This window comes from Caulobacter sp. (assembly GCF_965279145.1).
Classification (GTDB): Bacteria; Pseudomonadota; Alphaproteobacteria; order Caulobacterales; family Caulobacteraceae; genus Caulobacter.
This window is the reverse complement of the sequence record NZ_OZ257139.1, coordinates 313,069-339,672: the sequence shown is the minus strand read 5'-3', so window position 1 is coordinate 339,672 and position 26,604 is coordinate 313,069. Positions and strand designations below refer to the sequence as shown.

Genomic DNA, 26,604 nt, shown 5'->3' with positions numbered 1-26,604 from the left:
GGTGAGAGAAAGGCTGAAACGTTTCTGTTCACGCGGCGCGGGCTCCGGCCTGGGCCAGCAGATCGGAGACGGCCTCCGCGGCCTGGCGGAACGCCTCGGTGGTGCGAAAGCCAGGCGGTCGCACGATGGGACCCTCGATGGAGACTTCACCAGCGATCCGACCCGGACCGGGACTCATCACCACCACGCGACCGGCCATGTAGACGGCTTCCTCGACATTGTGAGTCACGAAGACCATCGCCGGCGCCAGGTCCGCGGCCAGGGCCAGGACGTCATCGGCCAGCACCCGGCGGGTGATCTCGTCGAGCGCGGCGAAGGGCTCGTCCAGCAGCAGCAGACGCGGGCGGGTGACCAGGGCCCTCGCCAGCGAGACGCGCATGGCCATGCCGCCGGACAGCTGCGCCGGCCGCGCCTCAAGGGCGTCACCCAGGCCCACCCGGATCAGGGCCTGGGCGGCGGCCCCCATGGCGATCGCTCGATTTTCGCCGGCCAGTTCCAGCGGCAGGGCCACATTGGCCCTCGCGCTCAGCCACGGCGCGAGCGTGGCCGCCTGGAAGACCACGGCTGTCTCGCCTTTGCCGGCCGCGCGGGCCACGGCGCCGCGTGTCGGCTGTTCCAACCCGGCCAGCAGCCGCAGCGCCGTGGACTTGCCACAGCCCGAGGGGCCGACCAGCGCGACGATCTCTCCGGCGCGCAGGTCCAGATCGACCGGACCCAGAGCGCGGCCGCGCCTGGGATAGTCGACCTCTACCGCCGTGAGGGACGCGATCGAGACGCTCATTGCCCCTTCGGGAGGAACTGCAGGGTGTAGGCGCGCTTGTAGTCCATGTCCTTGGGATAGACGCCCTGGTCGGAGGCGACCTTGAAGAACTCGGCCCAGCGGGCGTCGGTCATCTGGCCGATGCCCGGACCATTGGGACCGACGATGCCGTAGGACCGCATCTTCTCGCGGGCCTGGTCGAGCACGTCCTGGGTCATTTCCGGATTGTCCTTGAGGATCGCCGCGTCGCCAGGCTTGGCGTCGCCATAGAGATAGGATTTCCAGCCCGCCGCCGTGGCCTCGACGAAGGCCTGGGCCGCCGTCGGGTTCTTGGCGATGAAGCTTTCGGGCATCAGGGCCATCGAGGCGTAGGCCGGATAGCCGCTATCGGCCAGCAGGAAGACCGCCGGCTTGATCTTGCCTTCCTTCTCGATGAGGTACGGCTCGCTGGTGGCGTAGCCCTGCTGGACGACGCGCTTGTCGGCGAGGAACGGGGCGGCGCTGTAATTGTACTTGCGGACCTGATCGTCGGTGAAGCCGTACTTGGCCTTCAGCCAGACCCAGAAGGCGGTGATCGAGGCGTCCGAAAGCAGGATTGGCCGGCCCTTCATGTCGGCGAGGGAATTGATGCCCTGGTCCGGGTGCGCGATCAGGACCTGCGGGTCCTTCTGCATGAAGGCGGCGACGGCCTTCACCGGGGCCTTTTCCTTGGCCAGGTTCATGACGATGAAGCTGTTGGAGCCGACCCCGACATCGACCGCGCCGGTGGCGAGAAGCTGGGGCACGTTCACGGCGGGGCCGCCCTGGATCAGGGTCACGTCCAGGCCGCGCTTGGCGTATTCGCCGGTGGCGAGGGCCTGATAGTAGCCGCCCAGTTCGGCTTCGGCCCGCCAGTCGGTGGCCAGCTTCATCGCGGTGCGGCCGGTCGGCGCGGCGACGTCCTTCTTGGCGGGAGAGCAGGCCGCGACGAGCGCGCAGAGGGCCAGAACGGCCAAGCGACGGAAACCCATGAATCTCTCCCGGACAAGCCCGGCTAAGTTAGGCGCGCCGGCCGAGACTTCCAAGAGTGAACGGCGTTCTGTTTCAGGGGGCGGGCGGCGCCGTCAGCCAGCGTTCCACCTTGGCGTAGAGCACCTCGCGCTGGATCGGCTTGGCGATGTGGTCGACCATGCCGGCCGCGTAGCAGCGCTCGACCTGCTGGGGCAGGGCGTCGGCGCTCATGGCGATGATCGGGATCTTGCCGGCCGGGGTGGGCAGGGCGCGGATGGCGCGGGTGGCGGCCAGGCCGTCCATCAGCGGCATGTGAATATCCATCAGGATCATGTCGTATTCGCCGACCGTGGCGGCGTCGACCGCCTGCTGGCCATTCTCGGCGATATCGACCTTGCAACCCGCCAGGGTCAGCAGGGCCACGCCGATTTCGCGGTTCATGGGATGGTCGTCGACCAGCAGGATACGCGCGGCGCCCGGAGAGGCGGGCGCGGGATGCTCGGGCTCGGCCAGAGGCTCAGCCACCGGGGCGGTGATCTCGATCCAGAAGCATGAGCCACGTCCCGGCACGCTGTCGACGCCGATCCTTCCACCCATCAACTCAACCAGCGCCCGGCTGATCGCCAGACCCAGGCCCGCGCCGCCATAGGTGCGGCTCGCCGAGCTGTCGATCTGCGAGAAGCGCTGGAACAGCAGGGTCTGCTGTTCAATCGAGATTCCGACGCCGGTGTCGGCGATTTCGAAGCGCAGTCGATCCTCATGGTCGCCTGGCTCGACGATCAGGCTGGCGTCGATACGGCCGGAATCCGTGAACTTGACCGCGTTGTTGAGCAGGTTGAGCAACACCTGGCGCAGACGGGTGTCGTCCAGATCGTGCAGGGCGTCGATCGGATCGACGATCTCGACGTCCAGCGTCAGACCCTTGGCGCGCGCCTCAGGGGCCATGATCGCGACCGTGTCGCGCAGCAGGGCGGCCGCGGAGGTTGGTTGCGGCGCAAGCTCAACCTGGCCCGCCTCGACCCGCGAGAAGTCGAGGATATCGTTGACCACGGTCAGGAGAGCGCCCCCGGCCGAGTCGATCAGGTTCACCTGCCTGCGGGCGTCGGGCGGCAGGTCGTTGCGGGCGGCCAGGAGTTGGGCGAAGCCCAGCACGCTGTTCAGGGGCGTCCGGATCTCGTGGCTCATGGTGGCCAAAAATTCGGTCTTGGCCTCGGTGGCGGCCAGCGCTCGGGCCCTGGCGGCGCGTGTCAGCTGCTCGCGGCGTACAAGGAGGCGCTTGAGGCGCTCCTGTTGAGCCAGCGCGAGGCCCGTCGCCAGGTTTGTGCCGAACAGGAGGCTGATGAACACCTGGGCCACACGGGTCGGATTGGCGGTTTCCCACCGCAGGCCCATCGCCAATTCGCCGGAGGAGGTCACAAGGGGGATGGCGATGAACGCCACCACCAGAGAACTTTCAGCAGCCCCTCGCGCACCCAGTCGGAAGGCCGCCAGCATGGCCAGGGGAAAGATCAGGAACGGCGCCGGAATGCCATCGGGGTGAAAGCAGATCGCGGTCATCGCCGCGATCGACGCGTACAACGCCAGGCGCTCGGTGATGGAGCGATGGAAGGTGCGTCGATGCTCGGCGTCGAGCAACACCAGGGTGGCGGGCAGTACGACGGCAAGCCCCAGTCCGCTTCGCGCGAACCAGGCCCACATCAGGGTCAGGACGGGCGCTCCCGACATTATCGAAAGCGGTGTTACGCAGATCACCGCGGCGGCCGCGGCGATGGGCGCGCCTATCGCCACGAGAAGGGCCAACTGACGCATGGTCCTCAAGCGCAGCACGCCGCCCGAGAACCGGCGGGCCACGGCCCAGACCGCGTAGGCTTCCAGCACATCGACGCTGGTGTACAGCAGGGCCTTGCCGACGGTGTCTCCGACCAACAGATCGATGATCACGTGGAACACGATCATCACGCTGGTCAGGGCGATGCGGCGGGGCGGATGGAGCGCCATCAGGCCGACGGCCAGCAGCCCGTTGGCGGGCCAGAAGGACGCAACGCCCAGGTCTGTGCGGGTCAGGAACTCACTGAACGCCAGGCTCGCGACGACGGCCACGGCCAAGCTCAGCAGCAGAGTGTTCTGCCGTCGTTGCTCGTGTTGTGCCAGCTGATGCCGCATGCCTGTCTGGTTCCCCCCGAACAATTACGCCCACGGCTGATCGCGGTTGCCGGCTTATTTGCGGCTGTGTCGCTTTGCCGCAGTGGTCCGCCGTCGCCGTGTTCAACTCAGGGCTGACCCCTTTTGGCGGAGCGTCTACTTTGCGAACGCACGACAATGCATAGGGCGCGGCGGGTTTCAAGCGCAGGGCGGCGCCCGGATGTTTCGAGCCGGCCTTTCGAAGCTTGGCTACCTTCAGTTGGACGCGTTCGCGGCGAAGGCTGATGGATCAGGCGGCGATCGGGGCCGGGCGCCCCCGGGCGCGGGCTCAGCTCGCCAGCGCCTCTCGCTTTTCCTCCAGGGCCAGCCAGTCTTCTTCAGCCTGGGCCAGGTCGGCGCGCGCCTTGTCGATCGCCTTCATCACCTTGTCGAAGCCGGCCGGATCGCGAGCGTAGAAGTTGGTGTCTTCCAGCTTCTTCTCCAGATCGGCGATGATCTTCGGGCTGGCCGCGACCAGGGCTTCGCATTCCTCGAAGCGGCGCTGGTCCTTGTAGGACAGCTTGCCGGTCTTCTTGGGCGGAGGGGGCGGAGCGGCCACGACAGCCTTGTTGGAGCCGGTTCCGGTGGCGAAGTCGCCGGCCGCGCCGCGCGCGCCCTTGAAGAAGTCCGGGCTCTGATCGATCAGGTCGCTCCAGCCGCCGGGGGTTTCCAGCACCTTGCCATGGCCGTTCATGGCGATGGTCGAGGTGGCCAGGCGATCGATGAAGTCGCGATCGTGGCTGACCAGGATCAGCGTGCCCTCGAAGTCGGCCAGCAGCTCCTCCAGAAGGTCCAGGGTGTCCATGTCCAGGTCGTTGGTCGGCTCGTCGAGGACCATCAGGTTGGTCGGCGAGGCCAGGGCCCGCGCCAGTAGCAGGCGGTTTCGCTCACCGCCCGACAGGCTGGTGACCGGCTGGCGCAGCTGGGCCTCGGTGAACAGGAACTCCTTGGCGTAGCCGGCCACGTGCTTGGGAATGCCGCGCACCAGGATGGAGTCGCCGCCGCCGGGGGTCAGGAAGTCCCACAGCGTCATCTTCTCCGACAGCGCCATGCGGTTCTGGTCGACATAGGAAATCTCGAGATTGGTCCCCAGCTTGATGTCGCCGGCGTCGATCTCAAGTTCGCCCAGCAGCATGCGCACCAGGGTGGTCTTGCCCGCGCCATTGGGGCCGACCAGCGCCACGCGGTCGCCGCGCAGGATGCGGGTCGAGAAGTCCTCGACGATCACCCGGTCGCCGAAGCGCTTGGTGACGTGCTTGGCCTCGACCACGCGCTTGCCGGACGTGCCCGAGGACTCGACGGCCATGGTCATGCTGCCGCGCTTGTCGGCCTGCAGGTCCTTCTTCTGGCCGCGCAGTTCCAGCAGGGCGCGACGGCGACCTTCGTTGCGGGCCCGGCGGCCCTGGACGCCGCGCGCCAGCCAGGCGTTTTCCTTCTCAAGCTGCTTGTTGAGGCGACGCTCCTCGTCGGCCTCGGCGGCCAGCACCTGTTCGCTCCAGACCTCGAACTCGGCGAAGCCCTTGTCCAGGCGGCGCACCTTGCGATGCTCCAGCCAGAAGGTGCGCTGGGTGACGCGATTGAGGAAGGCGCGATCGTGGCTGACGATCAGCGCCGCGCACTTGGAGCTTGCCAGCTCTTCCTCAAGCGTCTGGATGGCGAAGATATCCAGGTGGTTGGTCGGCTCGTCCAGCAGCAGCACGTCGGGCTGTTCGGCGAAGGCGCGGGCGAGCGCCGCTCGCCGCCGCTCGCCGCCTGACAGGCCCTGGGTGCTCTTGGCGTAGTCCAGGCCGAAGTCGGCCAGGGTCGTGTGCGCCTCATAGTCCTCGGCGCCGCCGGCGGTGCAGTAGTCCAGCAGGGTCTCGCCGGTGATCTCCGGCTCCTGGTCGACGAAGACGATCTTGGCGCCCGGCTGCACGGAGCGTTCGCCGCTGTCAGCCTCGACGCCCCGGGCGGCCAGGATCTTGAGCAGGGTGGACTTGCCGGCCCCGTTGCGGCCCACTAGGCAGGCGCGGACGCGCGGCTCCAGCGCCAGGTCGACGCCGTCGAACAGGGGCTTGGCGCCATCCGCCAGTCGGACGTCCTTGAGGGCGAGGATCGGCGCGCGGGTAGGGGAAGCCATAAGGTGCTCGTAACTGGGGGGTCGCGGAAGATGCGGCCTATATCAGGCTTGGCGGCGAAGAAACGCCAAAATCCGGCCTTACGGCATTGATGAGATGTCACACCGACCAATTTGAAACCCAACCCGGGCAAGCCGCGACAAATTCACCCGTTAACGGCCCTCCAAGCGCGCGCTTGCTAGGATAGCGGCCTCAGGAAGCAGAAGTTCAGATCTTGTCGTTCAACCCCACCTTAGCCAAGGCTCTGGGTCGTTTGCCGTTCTCGGTCGACGCGCTTGAGCATCTGCGTCGACCGGTCTGGGTGTTCGACGATGTGGCCAAGCGCAAGGTCTACGCCAATCCGGCGGCGCTGGAGCTCTGGGGGGCGGCCAGCCTGGAGGATCTTCTTCTCCGCGATTTTACCGAACAGTCTGACGCGGTGCGCATCCGGATGGACGCGATCAGCCAGCGCATCGCGCGGGGAGAGACCGTTCACGACCGCTGGACCTTCTATCCCAATGGCGAGCCGGTGGCGGTGCGCACGGCGATATCGGGCATCGCACTCACGGATGGCGGATCGGCCATGCTGTTCGAGGCCGTACCCGCCGAGATCGAGGCCGAGGAGCATCGCGCGATCGAAGCCCTGCGTCACACCACCGTGCGCGTGACGCTTCATGACGCGGAGGGCGCGCGGCTGTTCGCGAACCCGGCGGCCCTGAAGGCCGGAGGCTTCCGCGGTGACGTGTTTGGCGAGACCTTTGTCGACCACGAGGCGGGCCAGCGGCTTTGGCGGACGGCCCTGACCGGCGCTCCGGCCTTCGGCTCCTTCCTCCTGGCGACCACCACGGGCGCGCGCTGGCACAGCGTTGACGCGCGCCTCACCCGCGATCCGGTCAGCGGTGACGTCTGCGTGCTGGTCAACGCCATGGACATCACCGAGGAGGTCGAGGCCCGCGACGCGCTGAGCGAGGCCCGCGAACGCGCCGAGACCGCGATGCGGGCGCGCCAAGCGTTTCTGGCCAATATGAGCCATGAACTGCGAACGCCCCTGACCAGTGTGATCGGCTTCGCCGGTCTGCTGGCCGATACGCCCCTGAATCCCGAGCAAAGGGGCCATCTTGATCGTGTGCAGGACGCGGGCTCGGCCCTGATGTCCACGTTGAACGACGTGCTGGACCTTTCCAAACTTGAGGCCGGCGGTCTGCAGCTGGCGCCGCGCCCCTTCGATCTTCGCGAGATGCTGACACAGGCGGTCGGCATCGTGGAGGTTCAGGCCGTCGTGAAAGGGCTGGCCCTGGATCTTTCGGTCGACGATCTCTGTCCCGAGTGGGTGGAGGGGGATCCCGAGCGCCTGCGCCAGGTGCTGCTCAATCTGCTGGGCAATGCCATCAAGTTCACCAGCGAGGGCGGCGTCACCCTGTCTGTCGCGCGCCGCAACCCTGGTGATCCCGACCTGGCGCGTCTGGAACTGGTCGTTTCGGATACTGGCGTCGGCGTACCCGAGGCCATGCTGAGCACGGTCTTTGACCGCTTCGCCCAGGCAGGGCCGGACGTGTCGCGCCGCTTTGGCGGCACGGGGCTGGGGCTGACGATCACCCGGCAACTGGTCGAGATGATGGGCGGCGAGATTGGCGTCGAAAGCACGGCCGGTCTGGGCGCGCGCTTCTGGTGTGTCATCGATCTGCCGGTCGCCCGGGCCGCGACGGAGGTGATCGAGAAGCCGGCGCTCGAGATCATTGAAGGGCTGCGGATCCTGGTCGTCGACGACAACGAGGCCAATCGGGAACTGATCGGAGCCATCGTCCGGGCCGCCGGCCATGTGGTCGAGGTCGCGCGCGACGGCGCCGAGGCGGTCGAGGCGGCGGCCTCTGGCGACTACGATCTCATCCTGATGGACGTGCAGATGCCGGTGATGGATGGTCTGGCCGCGACCCGGGTGATCCGCGCGTTGCCCGGTGAGGTGGCCGCCACGCCGATCATCGCCCTGACCGCCAATGTGCTGGCCGACCAGGTCGCCTTCTATCGCGCCCAGGGCATCGACGACCACGTCGGCAAGCCGATCAATCCACGCGAGTTGCTGACCCGGATCGCGGAATGGAGCGAGCCCGGCGGCGTCGCCGCGCGCCGAACTGCGCGCAATCGTCCAATCTAGCGGCCTGCCTAGTTGGTGGGCGAGCTCACATAGAAGCTGGCGTTGTTGCCGGTGGCGGTGGTGACCCCGACGATCGAGCGACCTGAATGGACGACCGAGACCGTGGTCCGCGCGCCGATGTCGGCGCTGTTGGTCTGGTTGTTGTTGACGGTCATCCTGCCGCTGCAATCGCTGCAGGCGTAGCCCGTCACCGCGTTGCCCATGGCCGTGGCGCTGGCCACGCCGTCATAGCCGGTGTCGCCGCCCAGGCTGGCGATCACCTCGACGCCGCCGCCCTCGTTGGTCTGGGTGTTGTCGAGCACGACTTCCTGGCCGGTGTTGCCGACCAGGGCGGAATTGCCCACCCCGTGCGCGCCGACCTGGGCCGCGCCGAACTCGTAGGATGTGGCCTCGGCCTGAGCCCTGACATAGCCCGCGTTGTACTGGCTGGAGGTCACATCCAGCAGGGGGCCTTCGTTGGTCGCCGACAGATTGTTGGCGCTGGCGGTGGCCACGGTGCTGGACAGATAGGCGTTGCCATAGGCCGTGAACTTGCTGGCCTGGGTGATGCCCGAACTCGACTGCTCGGTGATCACCCGGGCTGCTGACTGCTGACTGCCCGAGAGTGTGATGTTGTTGCCGGTCGCGGTGCCTGCCACCGCCGCCGTGCCCGAGACATAGGTGGCGATGGCGCCGCCGTCGGCCAGCGTATTGGCGGTGTTGCCTTGGCTGACCCGCGCGCCCATGGCGCCATTGATCAGGGTCAGCCCGTGGGTGTTGCCGCTGGCCAGGGTGCTGATCGAAAGGTCGCCGAACGCCGCGCCATCGCCTTCCAGCTGACTGCGCGCGGTGACGGCGGCCGTGTTCAACTGCGTCGCGCGCCCGGTGAGCGTGCCCTCCACGGCGGCCGCCGTGCCGGCGTTGCCAACGGCCGTGGTCGTGATGTTGCTGGCGGTCCCGCCATAGGCGCTGACATTGACCACGCCATGCGCCAGCACCTGGCCAGAGTTCTCCTGGTTGGAGGTCATGGTCGCGTCGGCGTTCTGGACCGACACGAAGGCGCTGTTGGCTGGAGCGGTCGTGGTGGCGCTGATGCCATCGCTGACGGTCTGGACGTTCAGGCTCTGCTCGGCGAACACGTCGCCGAGATTGATCTGGTTGTTCAGGACCTGACCCGGCAGGGTCTGGCTAGTAGCGGCCTCGCTTAGCAGTATCGCGCATATCGGAATCGCGGCGAGCGTTCCAGCGAGCCGGGTCTTCGCGGGTCTGCGCATTGTTGGTTCCCAGGTTGTTGTAGGCCGGGGTGAAAGCGCCCGTCTGGCCCACGGTGGGGTCGCCTATTGGATCGTAGCGCAGGCAGCCCTGCGGCCCCGGCATGCCATAGAGATTGGCGCTGAACTCGACGACCGAGCGCTCGATCAGCGCGCGCACGGCCAGCTGGATCGGCTCAAGCGCGCCCTTGCCGGCCGAGATGTCGAAGATGTTGCCATTGAGGAAGTCGAAGATGCCGGCGCTGATCTCGCGGCCCACCACCTGCTTCTGGTAGGCGACGACATCGACCACTTCCAGCGTGCGGGTGTTCACCAGGCGCAGGTCCAGCGCGATGTTCATCACGAATACCCGGCGCTTGAAGTTGCCCTTGAGGCCGTCGGTGTCCTTGTCGCCGATATAGGCGTCAACGCCCGCCGAGCGGATGTTGTAGTTCAGCTCGGTGATGCCGCCGACCACATAGAAGTCGGAGCCTGGCACCTGGCCGGCCAGGATGCGGCGATAGTCCACAGGCACGTCGGCGCCCGGGTTGGGCCGGTCGGTGATCAGCTTGTTGTTGGCGTACTTCAGCTCGAACTCCGACACCGAGGTGTCGAAGCGTTCGACCATGGGCATGCCGGCCTTGGCGAAGGCGGTCATGGCCAGCAGGGACGCGCCCTGCGTCACCTTGCGGCCAGAGCCGTCGGACTCTTCCTTGCCAGTGTAGTCGGCGATGCGCCCGATGGCCACGCGCGGCGCGGCGACACGGTTCTGCTTGGCGTACTGGTTCAGGCAGACCAGGGCGGCGGAATAGTCGGTCGGGTTAGCCGTGACCGGCGCCGTGCCGATCGGCGTGGCGTAGTTGCCGGCCGTCGAAACCTTGGGCATCGACGTGCCGCAGGCCGTCAGGGCCGTGCAGGCCAGGGCCACGACGGCGAGGGAGAGACGCTTACTTGCCATTGGAGACCCCGCCGTTCGTCGACGATCCCGCACTGATGTTCCCAGTGTTTGTCTGTGTGGAATTGACGATGACGGTGTTGTTGTTGCCCTGGGTGATGACGGTCAGGTTATTGCCGATCGCCGTCGCGCCGCTGTAGCCGCCCAGGCCGCCGACGCCGGAATAGGAGTCGAGCGAACCCGAGGAATTGCTGGAGGAATAGACGCTCTGATCGGCGCCCGTCAGCATCACGCCGTCGACGATGATGCGGTTGCCGTTGGCGTCGCGGGTCGAATACTCGACGACCCGGTTCTCCTGGCCGGCGATGCGGCCGTAGCCCGAGTTGAAGGCGGCGGAATTGCTGGACATCGACTGCGCGCTGGCCGCGCCGAACGCGCCAAGGCTCAGGGCAGCGGCGGTGAGACCCACGCCGAGACCGATGGTGTTCTTCCGATGCCAGGCCATGAGAGGCTCCGCGAGTGCCGACGCGAGGGTGCAAGCAACCCTTGTGCCAAATCCGTACAGTCTCAGGTCTAGCGCCAAGGTCTCGCAAAATGGTTAAGCCGGAGGCGGCGCCCCTGCGAATCCCGGCGTCGACTCTATATGTAAGAGCGTGATGACCCCCGACCGCCCCGACGACCGCCCCGAACCCATCTTCAATGCGCCTTGGCCGGCGCTTCTGGCGGCCGTGAGCATCCTGGGTCCGCATCTGATCCTGAGCGGGGCCAGTGACGCGACGATCTATCAGCTCGCCCTCGTGCCTGCGCGTGTGCTGGCCGGCGATCCCATCGGACTGGTCACCTGCCTGTTCGTGCATGGCGGCTGGCTGCACGCGCTGATGAACAGCGTCTTTGCTCTGGCTTTCGGCGCGCCGGTCGCCCGCTTCCTGGGATTGGGCGCGCGGGGAGGGGCCCTGTTCGTGTTGTTCTATATAGTGAGTGGTGTCTTCGCGGGGCTGGGCTATGCGGCCATTCACCCGGCGAGCGTCACTCCGCTGGTGGGCGCGTCTGGCGCGGTCGCCGGCCTGATGGGCGCGGCGGCTCGCCTGATGGATCGCCCCGGGCGACTGAGCAGCCCCTTCGCCCCCCGCGCGGCTTCGATGGCCCTGGGGTGGCTGATCGTCAATGTCGTGATGGCGCTGGTTGGAGGCTTTCCCGGCTTTGGAACCGGCGCCATCGCCTGGGAGGCGCACCTTTTCGGCTTTGCCGCCGGAGCCCTACTCATTTCACCCGTCTCGCGACTGGCCCAGCGCGCGGAGACCCATTGATCCCCGGACCGCTTTGCGAGACCCTCGTTCAACAATAACGAACAAGGGAGATGCGCAGTGCTGGTTTCTCAGATCCTCAAGGACAAGGGCGATCTCGTGTTCACGGCCTCGCCCCAGGAAACGGTGGGAGCCGCGGCGGCTCTGCTTCATACCCGCAGGGTCGGCGCCATGGTTGTGGTGGACGCCAATGAGGCGATCGTCGGCATCCTCTCCGAGCGTGACATCGTGCGGGTGATCGCCAAGGAAGGGGCGGGCGCCCTGAGCAAGCCGATCGCCGGCTGCATGAGCGCCGACGTGATCTTCGCCCAGCCGGAGGAGAGCATCGATGCTCTCCTGGAGCGTATGACCGATCGCCGCATCCGCCACCTGCCGGTCGTGCGCGATGGGCGCCTGGCCGGCATCATCTCGATCGGCGACCTGGTGAAGTACAAGATCAACGAAGCTCAGGCCGAGGCCGAGGGTCTCAAGGCCTATATCGCCGCGGGCTGATCCAAGAGTGCGTGCATCAAGCGTGCGTACATAGAGACAAGGGCGGGGCTAGCCGCCGAGCAGTTCCGCCCCCTTGCCGGCGACCGCGTCGGCGAGGCTGTAACCCTCCAGCACCTGGGCCGTGGCGTCGCGGGCCTTGAGCAGAGCCTCGCGCAGGGCGCAGGTGGCCAGGTCACGGCAATCTTCACAGCGCTTGAAGGCCGTTCGACTGACGCAGGGCGCCAGGGCGAGGGGGCCGTCGACCAGTCTGATGATCTCCGCGAAGCTGATGTCTTCGGCGGGGCGACCCAGAAGGTAGCCGCCGAACTTGCCCCGGCGGCTGACGACGAGGCGCTCGCGTGCCAGGTTCAGGAGAATGGCTTCCAGGAACTTGCGCGGCGCGTCGGCCCGAACCGAGAGTTCGCCGGCCGTGACCTGCCCGTCCTCGCGGGCCAGTTCGATCATCGCGCGCAGTGCGTAACGCGCTTTCTGAGACAACATAGTAGGCGGGTGCTCCTCTAATCCCGACTTCTGGGGGAGGATAAGGCGACGCGCAAGCATCCGTGCACAGGGGAATGGCCGGTCTGGGGATATTTCCTGGATTCAAGGCTTGCGAGTCCCGGGGGCTGTCTCTAGAAGCCGCCCCTCGCCTCGGGGCCAACGCCCGTCGGACGAAATCACGGCTTTCGGGCCTTGCTTTTCGGAAGATGGATCGCTAGGTTCAGCAGCCTCAATCGACTCGGTCACGGAAATGACAAGCGCTCCTTACGGCGCGCTGACGGCTCCGTTTTTGTCTCTGGATACGGCGGTTGCCGGACTGGAAACAAAGTTCAGAACGTTCGGTTGACAGGGAGTTTTGGTTTCGTTAGAAGCCGCCCTCCCTGAGAAGTGCGGAAGAAGATCTCAAGATCTTCCAAGTATTTCGAAGGTCTAGTTGGTTGTTGTTTCGAAGTTTTCTTCAAAATAATAGCTTGACTGGATTGGCCGGCTTCTTTAGAAGCTGCCAACTCTTCCGGATCTGCCTTCGGGCTGGTCAAGTTGAGAAAGTCAGATGGTTTTGCAAAAAACGATTTGACACGGAATTCGAGGTTGGATAGATAGCCGCCTCCGCCGACAACTGGCGCTAAACGGTTGGTTCCGCTGAGAGGCGGTTCTGGGAGCTTCGGCTCTGGGTCTTTGACATTGTTGATTTGGAAAGAGAAACGCAGGCGGCGGCGCTCTGGCGATGGACTGAAAAGGTCCATCTCGAACGCTGACAAATGCGGTCTCTTGAAGACACCATGAATATCATGGACTGAAGGTTTCGATCTTCAATCCATCGATGTGATTGGGAACTCGTCAAGATACTATGCAAACCAGAACCGGTTCCTCGGTTTTCCCCTTGGAACTGAAGTCTGTGTTAGCGGTCAACTCAACCTGAGAGTTTGATCCTGGCTCAGAGCGAACGCTGGCGGCAGGCCTAACACATGCAAGTCGAACGGATCCTTCGGGATTAGTGGCGGACGGGTGAGTAACACGTGGGAACGTGCCTTTTGGTTCGGAACAACTCAGGGAAACTTGAGCTAATACCGGATAAGCCCTTCGGGGGAAAGATTTATCGCCATTAGAGCGGCCCGCGTAGGATTAGCTAGTTGGTGGGGTAAAGGCCCACCAAGGCTACGATCCTTAGCTGGTCTGAGAGGATGATCAGCCACATTGGGACTGAGACACGGCCCAAACTCCTACGGGAGGCAGCAGTGGGGAATCTTGCGCAATGGGCGAAAGCCTGACGCAGCCATGCCGCGTGAATGATGAAGGTCTTAGGATTGTAAAATTCTTTCACCGGGGACGATAATGACGGTACCCGGAGAAGAAGCCCCGGCTAACTTCGTGCCAGCAGCCGCGGTAATACGAAGGGGGCTAGCGTTGCTCGGAATTACTGGGCGTAAAGGGAGCGTAGGCGGATAGTTTAGTCAGAGGTGAAAGCCCAGGGCTCAACCTTGGAATTGCCCTTGATACTGGCTATCTTGAGTACGGAAGAGGTATGTGGAACTCCGAGTGTAGAGGTGAAATTCGTAGATATTCGGAAGAACACCAGTGGCGAAGGCGACATACTGGTCCGTTACTGACGCTGAGGCTCGAAAGCGTGGGGAGCAAACAGGATTAGATACCCTGGTAGTCCACGCTGTAAACGATGAGTGCTAGTTGTCGGCATGCATGCATGTCGGTGACGCAGCTAACGCATTAAGCACTCCGCCTGGGGAGTACGGTCGCAAGATTAAAACTCAAAGGAATTGACGGGGGCCCGCACAAGCGGTGGAGCATGTGGTTTAATTCGAAGCAACGCGCAGAACCTTACCACCTTTTGACATGCCCGGACCGCCACAGAGATGTGGTTTTCCCTTCGGGGACTGGGACACAGGTGCTGCATGGCTGTCGTCAGCTCGTGTCGTGAGATGTTGGGTTAAGTCCCGCAACGAGCGCAACCCTCGCTATTAGTTGCCATCAGGTTTGGCTGGGCACTCTAATAGGACCGCCGGTGGTAAGCCGGAGGAAGGTGGGGATGACGTCAAGTCCTCATGGCCCTTACAAGGTGGGCTACACACGTGCTACAATGGCGACTACAGAGGGCTGCAATCCCGCGAGGGGGAGCCAATCCCTAAAAGTCGTCTCAGTTCGGATTGCACTCTGCAACTCGAGTGCATGAAGTTGGAATCGCTAGTAATCGCGGATCAGCATGCCGCGGTGAATACGTTCCCGGGCCTTGTACACACCGCCCGTCACACCATGGGAGTTGGCTCTACCCGAAGGCGCTGCGCTAACCGCAAGGGGGCAGGCGACCACGGTAGGGTCAGCGACTGGGGTGAAGTCGTAACAAGGTAGCCGTAGGGGAACCTGCGGCTGGATCACCTCCTTTCTAAGGACTGTCTCTCCAAGCTTCGGCTTATTGAGACGTCTAAATATACAGATGAGCGGATCGCCGCCGTCTTCGTTTCTCTTTCCACTCCTCAATAGCCGTTCAGGCTTTTGGGGCGATCGCGAGCCCAGGAGCGGGTCAGTCCCTAGCGGACTGGATCTGGTCTATGTGGCCTATGGGCCCGTAGCTCAGTTGGTTAGAGCGCACGCTTGATAAGCGTGAGGTCATAAGTTCAAATCTTATCGGGCCTACCACTCTCTCCTACACGGATCCGAACCAATCCAAGTTCATCTTGGCGACCAGGCTCTCCTGGGCGAAGCAACTCACACCGAGTGTGAGGGGCCATAGCTCAGTTGGTAGAGCGCCTGCTTTGCAAGCAGGATGTCGTCGGTTCGAATCCGTCTGGCTCCACCACCTCTTCATCCGGAAGATTTGGTAACGCGATCGAGGAATGATCAAGTTTGTAGCCGTGTGCTTAGCACCAGCTACGAAATGACATCGTAAAGGTAGGGTTCACCCGCCGACATCATCTCCCCTTGGGGATGGTCGAGGTTTTAGGGCGGACTTTGAAGAAGACATCAAATGTCTGACTAAATACAAAGCGCATGCGAACCGTCCCTAGACGGTAAGCGCATGGGTTTTGCTGAGAACGATCAAGCGCATAAGGGCTTCTGACGGATGCCTTGGCATTGAGAGGCGATGAAGGACGTGGCACGCTGCGATAAGAGCCGGGGAGGCGCGAGCACCCTTTGATCCGGCTATTTCCGAATGGGGAAACCCACCTTTATGGTCACTCCACTTGTTTCCAGCTTCGGCTGGGCACGTAGTGGGTTGGTCAGAAGAGGTATAATGGGCTGAATACATAGGCTCCATTAAGCAAACCCAGGGAACTGAAACATCTCAGTACCTGGAGGAAAGGACATCAACCGAGACTCCCGTAGTAGTGGCGAGCGAACCGGGACCAGGCCAGTGCTGTCGTGACATAAAGCTGAACGACTTGGAAAGGTCGGCCATAGTGGGTGATAGCCCCGTAAGCGTCAAATAGCGACAGACTCGAGTAGGGCGGGACACGTGAAATCCTGTCTGAACATGGGGGGACCACCCTCCAAGCCTAAGTACTCCTCAATGACCGATAGTGAACAAGTACCGTGAGGGAAAGGTGAAAAGCACCCCGACAAGGGGAGTGAAACAGATCCTGAAATCGGAAGCCTACAAGCAGTCGGAGCCACCGCGCGTGGTGACGGCGTACCTTTTGTATAATGGGTCAGCGACTTCATGTGTCGTGCAAGCTTAAGCCGTTAGGTGTAGGCGCAGCGAAAGCGAGTCTGAATAGGGCGAATAAGTACGTCGCATGACGACCCGAAACCAGGTGATCTATCCATGAGCAGGTTGAAGGTAAGGTAACACTTACTGGAGGACCGAACCGGTGAATGTTGAAAAATTCTCGGATGACTTGTGGATAGGGGTGAAAGGCCAATCAAACCTGGACATAGCTGGTTCTCCGCGAAAACTATTTAGGTAGTGCCTCGGACGTATTCCTTGGGGGGTAGAGCACTGAATGGATGCGGGGGGAGCGATCTCTACCAATTCTAATCAAACTCCGAATACCCAAGAGAACTATCCGGGAGACACACGGCGGGTGCTAACGTCCGTCGTGAAAAGGGAAACAACCCTAACCATCATCTAAGGCCCCCAAGTTCTGGCTAAGTGGGAAACGATGTGGGTTTGCTTTGACAACCAGGATGTTGGCTTAGAAGCAGCCATCATTTAAAGAAAGCGTAACAGCTCACTGGTCAAGCGAACCTGCGCGGAAAATGTAACGGGGCTCAAGCCAGACGCCGAAGGTATGGGTGTGCACTTTGTGCACGCGGTAGCGGAGCGTTCCGTAAGCCGTTGAAGGTCAGTCGTGAGGCTGGCTGGAGGTATCGGAAGTGAGAATGCTGACATGAGTAGCGATAAAGAGTGTGAGAGACACTCTCGCCGAAAGCCCAAGGGTTCCTGCGTAAAGCTAATCTGCGCAGGGTTAGTCGGCCCCTAAGGCGAGGCCGAAAGGCGTAGTCGATGGGAATCAGGTGAATATTCCTGAACCAGTTGGAAGTGACGGATCTGGTAAATTGTCTAGGCTTATTGGATTGCTCTGGGCAGTGAACAGGTCCCTGGAAATAACTCCAACGGAGACCGTACCCGAAACCGACACAGGTGGGCAGGTAGAGTATACCAAGGCGCTTGAGAGAACCATGCTGAAGGAACTCGGCAAATTGCACGCGTAACTTCGGGATAAGCGTGACTCTGCTTTGGGCAACCAGAGTAGAGTGGCACAGGCCAGGGGGTAGCGACTGTTTATCAAAAACACAGGGCTCTGCGAAGCCGTAAGGCGACGTATAGGGTCTGACGCCTGCCCGGTGCCTGAAGGTTAAAGGGAGTTGTGCAAGCAGCGAACTGAAGCCCAGGTAAACGGCGGCCGTAACTATAACGGTCCTAAGGTAGCGAAATTCCTTGTCGGGTAAGTTCCGACCTGCACGAATGGCGTAACGACTTCCCCACTGTCTCCAGCATGGGCTCAGCGAAATTGAATTCCCCGTGAAGATGCGGGGTTCCCGCGGTCAGACGGAAAGACCCTATGAACCTTTACTGCAGCTTCGCCTTGGCGTTAGCAACAACATGTGTAGGATAGGTGGGAGGCTATGAAACTTGGGCGCCAGTTCGAGTGGAGCCATCCTTGAAATACCACCCTTATTGTTGTTGACGTCTAACCGCGGCCCGTTATCCGGGTCCGGGACATGGCGTGGCGGGCAGTTTGACTGGGGCGGTCGCCTCCCAAAGTGTAACGGAGGCGCGCGATGGTGGGCTCAGACCGGTCGGAAATCGGTCGTCGAGTGCAATGGCATAAGCCCGCCTGACTGCGAGACTGACAAGTCGAGCAGAGACGAAAGTCGGCCATAGTGATCCGGTGGTCCTGCGTGGAAGGGCCATCGCTCAACGAATAAAAGGTACTCTAGGGATAACAGGCTGATTTTGCCCAAGAGTCCATATCGACGGCAAAGTTTGGCACCTCGATGTCGGCTCATCACATCCTGGGGCTGGAGCAGGTCCCAAGGGTTCGGCTGTTCGCCGATTAAAGTGGTACGTGAGCTGGGTTCAGAACGTCGTGAGACAGTTTGGTCCCTATCTGCCGTGGGTGTACGAGACTTGAGAGGATCTGTCCCTAGTACGAGAGGACCGGGATGGACACACCTCTGGTGGACCTGTCATGGCGCCAGCTGTGCAGCAGGGTAGCTAAGTGTGGACTAGATAACCGCTGAAAGCATCTAAGCGGGAAACTAACCTCAAAACAAGGTCTCGCTGAGAGCCGTGGAAGACCACCACGTTGATAGGCCAGGTGTGGAAGCGCTGTGAGGCGTGTAGCTTACTGGTACTAATAGCTCGATAGGCTTGATCGTTCTTCAGCCAAACCTATGCAAATGCTCTTTGTAGAGCTCAGACATACGATGTCTTCTTCGACTTGATATAACCAGCGCCCCTCAAAAGGCGCTGCTAGCATCCTTTTTGCTGACCTGGTGGCTATGCCGGGGGTTCCCCACCCGATCCCATTCCGAACTCGGTCGTTAAGTCCCCCTGGGCCAATGGTACTTCGTCTCAAGGCGCGGGAGAGTAGGTCGCCGCCAGGTCCGCTAAAAGGATGCCAATACCAAGTCTTCAAAGTCCAACCCTACCTCACGATACCAAACTACCGACTTCGCCGCGGGGTGGAGCAGCCCGGTAGCTCGTCAGGCTCATAACCTGAAGGTCACAGGTTCAAATCCTGTCCCCGCACCCAAGCTTCTTGCGCGAGCGCCTTGCTTAACTTCGCCAAGCGCCCAACATGGGCGATCGAATTATCCGGGTTATCGGGGCTTGATCGCCCCGTAAGCGATATTTTCTACGTTTCTGACATCGTTCTTCGAGAATCTCCGTTCAAAGCCCATGGCGCGATCCTTTGATTTGCGTCATGAGATGCTATGGAAGGCGTGGGTCGGCAACTGGCCCACGGAATAGGTTTTTGAGGATAAGATGGCGAACGGTGTCGTTAAGTGGTTCAACCCGGCCAAGGGCTTTGGTTTTATTCAGCCCGAGAACGGCGGCGAGGACGTGTTCGTCCACATCGCGGCCGTTGAACGGTCGGGCCTTTCGGGCCTGAACGAAGGCGACCTCGTCGCCTACGAACTCGAAGAAGATCGCCGCTCGGGCAAGACCTCGGCCGGCAACCTGCGCGTCACCGGTCAAGGCGCCGCGCCGTCGGCTCCGCGCCGTCCGGCTCGCAGCTTCGACGCCCCGCGCGGCGGCGGCTATGACGCGCCCCGCGGCGGCGGCTACGGTGGTGGTGGCGGTGGCGGTGGCGGTGGCGGCGAAGCCGGCACCGGCGTCGTGAAGTGGTTCAACACCACCAAGGGCTTCGGCTTCATCCAGCCCGACAACGGCGGCGGCGACGTGTTCGTGCACATCTCGGCCGTTGAGCGCGCCGGTCTGCGCGGCCTGAACGAAGGCCAGCAAGTTGGCTACGAACTGGAACAGGACCGCCGCTCGGGCAAGACCTCGGCCGGCAACCTGCGCATTCTCTAAGGTTTGAGAGGCTTGGGCGGCCGCGCGACGCGCCCGCCCATCCTTCTGACCTGAAGATCAGGCCCCGCGCGAAGCGGCTTCCGACCCACTGGGCGGAGGCTGCCTTCGCGTGGGGCTTTTCCGCGTCTGGAGTTTAGGCTCGGAGCGCGCGTTCGCCGACCGCCTGGTTGACCGCCAGGGCCGTCATATTGGCGATGCCGCGCGCGGTGACGCTGGGCGTCAGCACATGCAGCGGACGGCTCATACCCAGCAGCACCGGCCCGACGAGCAGGCCTTCCGTGGCGGCGCTGAGCAAGGTCAGGGCGATGTTGGCGGCGTCCAGGGTGGGCATCACCAGCAGATTGGCCGAGCCCTTCAGGGCGCTGTCATGCACCAGTCGATCGCGCAGGGCCTGGGAAAGGGCGGCGTCGGCATGCATTTCGCCGTCCACTTCAAGCTCAGGCGCCTTCTCGCGGACAATCGCCAGGGCGTCGCGCATCTTGCGGGCCGTCGGTGAGTTGCTGGCGCCGAAGCTTGAGTGCGACAGCAGCGCCGCCTTCGGCGTCAGGCCGAAGCGGCGGACGGATTCGGCGGCCAGCAGCGTCATCTCGGCCACTTGCTCGGCGGTCGGGTCGACATTGACGTGGGTGTCGCAGAAGAACAGCGTGCCGTTGTCCAGGATCAGGGCCGACAGGGCATAGATCCGATCGACGGTCTCGTGCTTGGGAATGATCGGCAGCACATAGGTCATGTGCTGCCACCAGTCACCCGACCCGCCCACCAGGGCGGCGTCGACATGGCCGGCCTGCAGCAGCATGGAGGCCGCGACCGTCCGGCGGTTGGCCACGCGGCGCTCCGCGGCCAGCGGGGGAACGCCCCGGCGACTGACCAGGCTCTGGTAGCTTTCGACGAGGGGTGCGAACAGCGCCTTGTCGGCGGCGGGATCGAGGATCTCAACCCGGTTGTCGAAGTCCAGCCGTAGCCCCATTTCGGTGGCCTTGGCGATAATGGATTCGCGTTGTCCGATCAGCACCGGCTTGGCCAGACCCTCATCGAGCACGGTCTGGACGGCCCGCAGCACGCGCTCGTCCTCGCCCTCGGCATAGGCCACGCGGACGCCTCCGGTCTCGACGGCGGCCTTGGTCGCCTTGCGGGCGCGCTCGAATACCGGCCGCATAAGCTGGCCCGAACGGTAGACGAACAATTCCAGTTCCTGCCGATAGGCGTCGAAGTCGGCGATCGGTCGGGTGGCGACGCCCGAGTCCATGGCCGCCTTGGCCACCGCCGGGGCGATCTGGAGGATCAGGCGCGGGTCGAACGGCTTGGGAATGATGTATTGGGCGCCAAACATCGGCGCGACGCCGCCATAGGCCGAAGCCACCACTTCGGACGCTTCGGCGCGGGCCAGCTCAGCGATCGCCTCGACGGCGGCGACCTTCATCGCCTCGTTGATTTCCGAGGCCCCGACATCCAGAGCGCCCCGGAAGATGAAGGGGAAGCACAGGACGTTGTTGACCTGGTTGGGATAGTCGCTGCGGCCGGTGGCCATGATCGCGTCGGGACGCGCGGCGGCGACCAGTTCGGGCAGGATTTCAGGCTCCGGATTGGCCATGGCCAGGATCAGCGGATTGGGCGCCAGCAGAGGCAGCCACTCGGCCTTGAACACCCGCGGAGCCGAAAGGCCCAGAAAGATGTCGGCGCCGGACAGCACTTCGGGCAGGGTCCGCGCGTCGGTCTGGCGCGCATAACGGGCCATGTTGTCCAGCATGTCGGGATCGCGGCCGGCATGGACCACGCCCTTGATGTCGGTCAGGGTCACGTTCTCGACCGGCAGGCCCATGGAGACCAGCAGATCGACGCAGGCGAGGGCGGCCGCGCCCGCGCCCGAGGTGACCAGCTTGACGTCTTTCAGTTGCTTGCCCTGGACGACCAGGGCGTTGCGGACGGCGGCGGCGCAGACGATGGCCGTGCCGTGCTGGTCATCGTGGAAGACCGGGATCTTCATTCTGGCGCGCAGCTTGCGCTCGATGATGAAGCACTCCGGCGCCTTGATATCTTCCAGATTGATGCCGCCGAAGGTGGGCTCCAGCGCTGCGACCACCTCGATGAACCTGTCCGGATCCTCGGCGTCGACCTCGATGTCGAACACGTCGATGCCTGCGAACTTCTTGAAGAGGACCGCCTTGCCTTCCATCACCGGCTTGCTGGCCAGCGGACCGATATTGCCGAGGCCCAGAACGGCAGTGCCGTTGGAGATCACCGCGACCAGGTTGCCGCGAGCGGTATAATCGCGGGCCTTGTCGGGATCGGCCGCGATGGCTTCGCAGGGCGCGGCGACGCCGGGCGAGTAGGCCAGGCCAAGGTCGCGCTGCGTGGCCATGCGCTTGGTGGCCTCGATGGCCAGCTTTCCGGGGCGCGGCAGACGGTGATAGTCCAGCGCGGCTTTGCGGAAATCCTCGTCCATGAAGCGGTCCTTTGTGGCGTCTGCGCAGGCGTATGGCCGCGGCCCATCTCACTGGTGGACCGTCGGGTTCTAGCTACCGGGGATGGACGTTCATTGCCAACCCTATGCGGCAGATAGGGATACTTTTTATGGTAGCGGTCACATTTCAACGGGGCTGGTGAGGGCTCTGGTAAGTAATAAATCTATTATATAATGCCTGACTTGCGGGCGCCGGTCGCCGCGTTCCGCGGCGGCGTGAGAGGCCTCGCGCCGGTATCGCGCATCAAGCTGGACATGGCGCTCGGGCGAGCGGAGCATCCGCGTGAGGCGTTTGGAAGGGCAAGGCATGAGCGGACTGACGACCCATATTCTCGACCAGGCGGTCGGGCGGCCTGCGGCCGGGGTCCTGGTGCGCGTGTCGCGCCGCGACGGCGAAACGCTGTCGTCGCTGGCCGAATTTCGCACGGACGACGATGGCCGGGCGCGTTTGATCGCCGGAGAAGACCTCGCCGTCGGCGGCTATCGCCTGGAGTTCTCGATCGGCGAGCATTTCACGCGCACCGGCGCGGCTGTGACCGATCCGCCGTTCCTGGACGTGGTGGTGATCGATTTCGCCGTCTCGAACGTCGAGCAGCACTATCATGTGCCCTTGCTGGTCTCGCCCTACGGCTATTCGACCTATCGGGGCAGCTGATGGGAGAGACGATCCGTTTTCTGCTGGACGGTCAGGCGCAGGCGGTGCGCGGCGTGGATCCCACCCGGACCCTGCTGGAGCATCTGCGCGGCGATCTGCGGCGCACCGGAACCAAGGAGGGGTGCGCCGAAGGCGACTGCGGGTCGTGCACCGTGCTGGTGGGCGAGCCGGACGGCGAGGGCGTGGCCTGGCGCGCGGTCAACAGCTGCATCCAGTTCCTGCCGATGCTGCACGGCAAGGCCCTGATCACGGTCGAGAGCCTGGCGCGAGACGGCGCGCTGCATCCTGTGCAACAGGCCATGGTCGACAAGCATGGCTCGCAATGCGGCTTCTGCACGCCCGGCATCGTCATGTCGCTGTATGGCAAGGCCGTTGGAGCCAGCGGAACCGACGCGCCGCCGGCTGAGGTGCTGGCGGGGAATCTGTGCCGCTGCACGGGCTATGGCCCAATCATCGAAGTTGCGAAGGCCATCGAAGCCGAGCCGGCTCCGGAGGTCGATTTTTCGGTCGTAAGCGACGAGACCATGCTCGACCTGTCGCATGACGATCCGGTGCAGGGCGTAACCCGCCGCTGGCTGGCGCCACGGTCACTCGATCAGTTGGCCCAGGCGTTTGCCGAGCATCCGGACGCGACGATCGTGGCCGGGGCCACCGATGTCGGCCTGTGGGTCACCAAGCTGCGCAAGCCGCTGGAAACGCTGATCGATATCGGCCAGGTCGCCGAGCTGAAGGCCATCGAACCGGTCGAGGGCGGGGTGCGCATCGGCGCGGGCGTTCGCTATGTCGACGCCATGGAGACGCTGAGCGGGCTCTATCCCGAACTCGGCGCGATGATGCGGCGGCTGGGATCGACCCAGGTGCGCAACAGCGGCACGATCGGGGGCAACATCGCCAACGGCTCGCCGATCGGCGACATGCCGCCGGCCCTGATCGCGGCGGGCGCGACCCTGGTGCTGAATCACGGCGGCGAGCGGCGCGAGATGCCGCTGGAAGCCTTCTTCATCGACTATGGCAAGCAGAACCGCAAACCCGGCGAGTTCGTTGAGGCGGTGATCGCGCCGGCGCCGAGGCCGGATCTGATCTTCAAGGTCTTCAAGCTCAGCAAGCGCTTCGACCAGGACATCTCGGCCGTCTGCGGCGCGTTCGCCCTGACCCTCGACGGCGGTGTCGTCACTTCGGCGCGGATCGCCTTTGGCGGGATGGCGGGCACGCCGAAGCGGGCGAGCGCCTGCGAGGCGGCGCTGGTCGGCCAGGCCTGGAGCGAGGCGACGGTCGAAGCGGCCATGGCCGCGCTCGACGCCGACTACACGCCGCTCAGCGACATGCGGGCCTCGGCGGCCTATCGCGCCCTGACCGCGCGGAACATGCTGCGCAAGGTGTTCATAGAGACCACCTCGCCGGGTGTCGTCGCTCGCGTCGAACCGGAGAGCGCCGCCCAGGAGACGCTGAATGGCTGACTCCTCCGCCACCGCGCCCGTCTTGGCCGCCTTCCAGGGCGTCGCCGCCTCGTTGCCGCATGACAGCGCCGCCCGCCATGTTTCCGGCTCTGCGGTCTATATCGACGACCTGCCCGAGCCGGCCGGCATGCTGCACGTCCATCTGGGCATGAGCGCCAAGGCCCATGCGCGGATCACGCGGATGGACCTTTCGGCCGTTCGCGCCGCGCCTGGCGTCGTGCTGGTCCTGAGCGCCGAGGACATTCCCGGCGAGAACGACGTCAGTCCGGTAATCAAGGACGACAAGCTGTTCGCTGACGGCGAGGTCTACTGCGTGGGCCAGAGCCTGTTCGCCGTGGCCGCGACCTCGATCGCCGCCGCGCGGGCCGCCGCCGGGCTGGCGATTGTCGAATACGAGGATCTTCCGGCCGCCCTCGATATCGCCACCGCCCGCGACGCCGGCCTGAAGATCGAAGCCAGCCAGCGCATGGCGCGCGGCGACGCCGCCGCCGCCCTGGTGGCGTCGCCCCGACGGCTGCAAGGCCAGTTCGCCATCGGCGGCCAGGATCACTTCTACCTCGAAGGTCAGGTGGCCCTGGCGACGCCGCGCGAGGAGGGCGACGTCCACGTCTGGTCGTCCACGCAACATCCCACCGAGGTGCAGCACCTGATCGCCCGGGTGCTGGGCCGTCCCGACCACGCCGTCACCGTCGAGGTGCGCCGGATGGGCGGAGGCTTCGGCGGCAAGGAAACTCAGGCCTCGCTGTTCGCCGCCGCCGCCGCCCTGGTGGCGGTGAAGACCGGCCGCGCCGCCAAGTGCCGGCCCGACCGCGACGAAGACATGATCATGACCGGCAAGCGGCATGACTTCGAGGCCGCCTATGATGTCGGCTTCGACGACGACGGCGTTCTGACCGGCCTGGCGCTGGAGCTGTCCTCGCGCTGCGGGGCGACCACCGACCTGTCGATGGCCATCAACGACCGGGCGATGTTCCACGCCGACAACACCTATTTCCTGCCGGCGGTCGAGATCCTGTCGCACCGCTATCGCACCCACACGGTATCCAACACCGCGTTCAGGGGCTTTGGCGGACCGCAGGGCATGATCGCCATCGAGCGGGTGATGGACGCGGTGGCGCAAGACCTCGGGATCGATCCGCTGGAGGTGCGCCGTCGCAACCTCTATGGCGGCGCGGGCCGCGACCTGACCCCCTATGGCCAGACCGTCGAGGACAATGTCGCGCCGGAGCTGATGGCGCAGCTGGCCGCCTCCTGCGACTATGCGGCCCGCCAGCGCGAGATCGACGCGTTCAATGCGAGCAGCCCGATCCTGAAGAAGGGCCTGGCTCTGACGCCGGTGAAGTTCGGGGTCTCGTTCACCACCACCCACCTGAACCAGGCCGGCGCCCTGATCCACGTCTATGCCGACGGCTCGATCCTGCTGAACCACGGCGGGACCGAGATGGGGCAGGGGCTTTATCTGAAGGTCGCCCAGGTGGTGGCCGAGGCCTTCCAGGTAAACCTGTCGCGGATCAGGATCAGCTCGACCGTCACCGACAAGGTGCCCAACACCTCGGCCACCGCCGCCTCCTCGGGCGCGGACCTCAACGGCATGGCGGCGCTGGACGCGGCCGACAAGATCAAGGCCCGACTGGTGGCGTTCGCCGCCGGCAAGTGGGGCTGCGCGCCGGACGAGGTGGTGTTCACCCCCCAGGGCGTGCGGGCCGGCCAGACGCTGGTGTCGTTCAACGACCTGTGCCGGCAGGCCTATCTGGCGCGGATCTCGCTGTCCTCGACCGGCTTCTACGCCACGCCCAAGATCCACTACGACCGCGCCACCCACACCGGCCGGCCGTTTTTCTACTTCGCCTATGGCGCGGCGGCGTCGGAGGTGATCATCGACACCCTGACCGGCGAGATGAAGGTCACGCGGGCCGACATCCTGCACGACGTGGGCAAGTCGCTGAACCCGGCCATAGACCTGGGCCAGATCGAGGGCGGCTTCATCCAGGGCATGGGCTGGCTGACCACCGAGGAGCTGGTGTTCGACGACAAGGGCCGCCTGCGCACCCACGCTCCCTCGACCTACAAGATCCCGACCCTCGGCGACCGTCCGGCTCATCTGGACGTCAAGCTGTGGGCGGCGGGCCGCAATGTCGAGGCCACGGTGCACCGCTCCAAGGCCGTGGGCGAGCCGCCGCTGATGCTGGCGATCTCGGTGTTTTCGGCGATCACCCGGGCGGTGGCCAGCGTGGCTGACCACAAGGTGATGCCGCGTCTGGATGCGCCGGCCACGCCGGAGCGGATCCTGATGGCGGTTGAGGACGTGAAGGCGAGGGCTCGTGCTTAGGTCCCTCTCCCAGAGGGAGAGGGCGGGGCCCGCGCCGCAGGCGTGGGAGGGTGAGGGGTTACGCCGCCAGCCGGTGTGCCGGTACGCCGTCAGCCACCCTAACCCCTCACCCTCCCATGCTGCGCATGG

The 26,604-nt window shown here is 64.2% G+C and carries 17 protein-coding genes, 3 tRNA genes, 3 rRNA genes and 1 pseudogene; 14 read left to right on the top strand and 10 right to left on the bottom strand.

Going from position 1 to position 26,604, the window contains the following annotated elements; translation table 11 throughout:
* Positions 1-28 precede the first annotated feature (28 nt).
* The 4 genes from ACQY9P_RS01625 to ACQY9P_RS01610 all read right to left on the bottom strand — a co-directional run bounded on the left by ACQY9P_RS01625 (position 29) and on the right by ACQY9P_RS01610 (position 6,050).
* Positions 29-781, bottom strand: a complete 753-nt coding sequence (locus ACQY9P_RS01625) for an ABC transporter ATP-binding protein (RefSeq protein WP_421736995.1) — start codon at positions 779-781, stop codon at positions 29-31.
* Positions 778-1,770, bottom strand: coding sequence for an ABC transporter substrate-binding protein (locus ACQY9P_RS01620; protein ID WP_421736996.1), 993 nt, complete (start codon positions 1,768-1,770; stop codon positions 778-780). Before ACQY9P_RS01620 ends, ACQY9P_RS01625 begins: the two co-directional genes overlap by 4 nt.
* A 73-nt stretch (positions 1,771-1,843) precedes the next feature.
* Positions 1,844-3,913, bottom strand: coding sequence for an ATP-binding protein (locus tag ACQY9P_RS01615; RefSeq protein ID WP_421736997.1), 2,070 nt, complete (start codon positions 3,911-3,913; stop codon positions 1,844-1,846).
* Between the two features lie 307 nt (positions 3,914-4,220).
* Positions 4,221-6,050: an ABC-F family ATP-binding cassette domain-containing protein gene (locus ACQY9P_RS01610; RefSeq protein ID WP_421736998.1), complete on the bottom strand. Its 1,830-nt coding sequence runs from the start codon at positions 6,048-6,050 to the stop codon at positions 4,221-4,223.
* 212 nt (positions 6,051-6,262) lie between these two features.
* Between ACQY9P_RS01610 and ACQY9P_RS01605 the strand changes: the two genes are divergently transcribed.
* Positions 6,263-8,179 carry an ATP-binding protein gene (locus ACQY9P_RS01605; protein ID WP_421736999.1) on the top strand — a complete coding sequence of 639 codons (1,917 nt, stop codon included), beginning with the start codon at positions 6,263-6,265 and terminating at the stop codon, positions 8,177-8,179.
* Between the two features lie 8 nt (positions 8,180-8,187).
* Here ACQY9P_RS01605 and hfaD read toward each other — a convergent pair whose 3' ends face one another.
* Genes hfaD through hfaA form a run of 3 tightly spaced genes read right to left on the bottom strand, consistent with a single transcriptional unit; the run spans position 8,188 to position 10,808 of the window.
* Entirely contained in the window at positions 8,188-9,432 is a 1,245-nt protein-coding gene (gene hfaD, locus ACQY9P_RS01600) for a holdfast anchor protein HfaD (RefSeq protein ID WP_421737000.1), read from the bottom strand.
* The gene (gene hfaB, locus ACQY9P_RS01595) at positions 9,347-10,366 is read right to left on the bottom strand and encodes a holdfast anchoring protein HfaB (protein ID WP_421737001.1); all 1,020 of its coding nucleotides are present in this window, start codon (positions 10,364-10,366) and stop codon (positions 9,347-9,349) included. Before hfaB ends, hfaD begins: the two co-directional genes overlap by 86 nt.
* Positions 10,356-10,808 carry a holdfast anchoring protein HfaA gene (hfaA, locus tag ACQY9P_RS01590; protein WP_421737002.1) on the bottom strand — a complete coding sequence of 151 codons (453 nt, stop codon included), beginning with the start codon at positions 10,806-10,808 and terminating at the stop codon, positions 10,356-10,358. The genes hfaB and hfaA overlap by 11 nt, the downstream gene beginning before the upstream one ends.
* A gap of 151 nt (positions 10,809-10,959) precedes the next feature.
* Between hfaA and ACQY9P_RS01585 the strand changes: the two genes are divergently transcribed.
* On the top strand, positions 10,960-11,610 hold the full coding sequence (locus tag ACQY9P_RS01585) for a rhomboid family intramembrane serine protease (protein WP_421737003.1): 651 nt from the start codon (positions 10,960-10,962) through the stop codon (positions 11,608-11,610).
* Between the two features lie 57 nt (positions 11,611-11,667).
* The gene (locus ACQY9P_RS01580) at positions 11,668-12,099 is read left to right on the top strand and encodes a CBS domain-containing protein (protein WP_421737004.1); all 432 of its coding nucleotides are present in this window, start codon (positions 11,668-11,670) and stop codon (positions 12,097-12,099) included.
* A 48-nt stretch (positions 12,100-12,147) separates the two neighbouring features.
* On the opposite strand, the gene ACQY9P_RS01575 is transcribed toward ACQY9P_RS01580, so the two are convergent.
* Together ACQY9P_RS01575 and ACQY9P_RS01570 are read right to left on the bottom strand one after the other, a co-directional pair.
* On the bottom strand, positions 12,148-12,579 hold the full coding sequence (locus ACQY9P_RS01575) for an RrF2 family transcriptional regulator (RefSeq protein ID WP_421737005.1): 432 nt from the start codon (positions 12,577-12,579) through the stop codon (positions 12,148-12,150).
* 329 nt (positions 12,580-12,908) lie between these two features.
* Positions 12,909-13,337: a hypothetical protein gene (locus ACQY9P_RS01570; protein WP_421737006.1), complete on the bottom strand. Its 429-nt coding sequence runs from the start codon at positions 13,335-13,337 to the stop codon at positions 12,909-12,911.
* Positions 13,338-13,490: 153 nt separating this feature from the next.
* Between ACQY9P_RS01570 and ACQY9P_RS01565 the strand changes: the two genes are divergently transcribed.
* The 8 genes and pseudogenes from ACQY9P_RS01565 (at position 13,491) to ACQY9P_RS01530 (ending at position 19,573) form a co-directional block, all read left to right on the top strand.
* Positions 13,491-14,974: ribosomal RNA gene (locus tag ACQY9P_RS01565) — 16S ribosomal RNA — on the top strand.
* 177 nt (positions 14,975-15,151) lie between these two features.
* Positions 15,152-15,228 (top strand) — tRNA-Ile (locus tag ACQY9P_RS01560).
* Between the two features lie 84 nt (positions 15,229-15,312).
* Positions 15,313-15,388: transfer RNA gene (locus ACQY9P_RS01555), tRNA-Ala, on the top strand.
* A 237-nt stretch (positions 15,389-15,625) separates the two neighbouring features.
* Positions 15,626-18,414, top strand: a 23S ribosomal RNA gene (locus ACQY9P_RS01550).
* Between the two features lie 113 nt (positions 18,415-18,527).
* Positions 18,528-18,642: ribosomal RNA gene (rrf, locus tag ACQY9P_RS01545) — 5S ribosomal RNA — on the top strand.
* Together the 16S, 23S and 5S rRNA genes with 3 tRNA genes alongside form the textbook arrangement of a ribosomal RNA operon.
* 72 nt (positions 18,643-18,714) lie before the next feature.
* Positions 18,715-18,791: transfer RNA gene (locus ACQY9P_RS01540), tRNA-Met, on the top strand.
* 233 nt (positions 18,792-19,024) lie between these two features.
* Positions 19,025-19,228: pseudogene (locus tag ACQY9P_RS01535) on the top strand (cold-shock protein); the annotation flags it as partial.
* Between the two features lie 150 nt (positions 19,229-19,378).
* Positions 19,379-19,573: a cold-shock protein gene (locus ACQY9P_RS01530; protein WP_035017693.1), complete on the top strand. Its 195-nt coding sequence runs from the start codon at positions 19,379-19,381 to the stop codon at positions 19,571-19,573.
* Positions 19,574-19,706: 133 nt separating this feature from the next.
* Here ACQY9P_RS01530 and ACQY9P_RS01525 read toward each other — a convergent pair whose 3' ends face one another.
* On the bottom strand, positions 19,707-22,016 hold the full coding sequence (locus tag ACQY9P_RS01525) for an NADP-dependent malic enzyme (protein WP_421737007.1): 2,310 nt from the start codon (positions 22,014-22,016) through the stop codon (positions 19,707-19,709).
* Positions 22,017-22,341: 325 nt separating this feature from the next.
* Between ACQY9P_RS01525 and uraH the strand changes: the two genes are divergently transcribed.
* Genes uraH through xdhB form a run of 3 tightly spaced genes read left to right on the top strand, consistent with a single transcriptional unit; the run spans position 22,342 to position 26,475 of the window.
* Positions 22,342-22,689 carry a hydroxyisourate hydrolase gene (gene uraH, locus ACQY9P_RS01520; RefSeq protein ID WP_421737008.1) on the top strand — a complete coding sequence of 116 codons (348 nt, stop codon included), beginning with the start codon at positions 22,342-22,344 and terminating at the stop codon, positions 22,687-22,689.
* On the top strand, positions 22,689-24,146 hold the full coding sequence (gene xdhA, locus ACQY9P_RS01515; protein ID WP_421737009.1) for a xanthine dehydrogenase small subunit: 1,458 nt from the start codon (positions 22,689-22,691) through the stop codon (positions 24,144-24,146). Before uraH ends, xdhA begins: the two co-directional genes overlap by 1 nt.
* Positions 24,139-26,475, top strand: coding sequence for a xanthine dehydrogenase molybdopterin binding subunit (gene xdhB / locus ACQY9P_RS01510; RefSeq protein WP_421737010.1), 2,337 nt, complete (start codon positions 24,139-24,141; stop codon positions 26,473-26,475). Before xdhA ends, xdhB begins: the two co-directional genes overlap by 8 nt.
* Positions 26,476-26,604: the final 129 nt, after the last annotated feature.

Excerpts from the sequence above, each read along its gene's own strand:
- ACQY9P_RS01625 (WP_421736995.1), bottom strand. The coding sequence starts at position 781 with ATGAGCGTCTCGATCGCGTCCCTCACGGCGGTAGAGGTCGACTATCCC.
- ACQY9P_RS01620 (WP_421736996.1), bottom strand. The coding sequence starts at position 1,770 with ATGGGTTTCCGTCGCTTGGCCGTTCTGGCCCTCTGCGCGCTCGTCGCG.
- ACQY9P_RS01615 (WP_421736997.1), bottom strand. The coding sequence starts at position 3,913 with ATGCGGCATCAGCTGGCACAACACGAGCAACGACGGCAGAACACTCTG.
- ACQY9P_RS01610 (WP_421736998.1), bottom strand. The coding sequence starts at position 6,050 with ATGGCTTCCCCTACCCGCGCGCCGATCCTCGCCCTCAAGGACGTCCGA.
- hfaD (WP_421737000.1), bottom strand. The coding sequence starts at position 9,432 with ATGCGCAGACCCGCGAAGACCCGGCTCGCTGGAACGCTCGCCGCGATT.
- hfaB (WP_421737001.1), bottom strand. The coding sequence starts at position 10,366 with ATGGCAAGTAAGCGTCTCTCCCTCGCCGTCGTGGCCCTGGCCTGCACG.
- hfaA (WP_421737002.1), bottom strand. The coding sequence starts at position 10,808 with ATGGCCTGGCATCGGAAGAACACCATCGGTCTCGGCGTGGGTCTCACC.
- ACQY9P_RS01585 (WP_421737003.1), top strand. The coding sequence starts at position 10,960 with ATGACCCCCGACCGCCCCGACGACCGCCCCGAACCCATCTTCAATGCG.
- ACQY9P_RS01575 (WP_421737005.1), bottom strand. The coding sequence starts at position 12,579 with ATGTTGTCTCAGAAAGCGCGTTACGCACTGCGCGCGATGATCGAACTG.
- ACQY9P_RS01525 (WP_421737007.1), bottom strand. The coding sequence starts at position 22,016 with ATGGACGAGGATTTCCGCAAAGCCGCGCTGGACTATCACCGTCTGCCG.
- uraH (WP_421737008.1), top strand. The coding sequence starts at position 22,342 with ATGAGCGGACTGACGACCCATATTCTCGACCAGGCGGTCGGGCGGCCT.
- xdhA (WP_421737009.1), top strand. The coding sequence starts at position 22,689 with ATGGGAGAGACGATCCGTTTTCTGCTGGACGGTCAGGCGCAGGCGGTG.
- xdhB (WP_421737010.1), top strand. The coding sequence starts at position 24,139 with ATGGCTGACTCCTCCGCCACCGCGCCCGTCTTGGCCGCCTTCCAGGGC.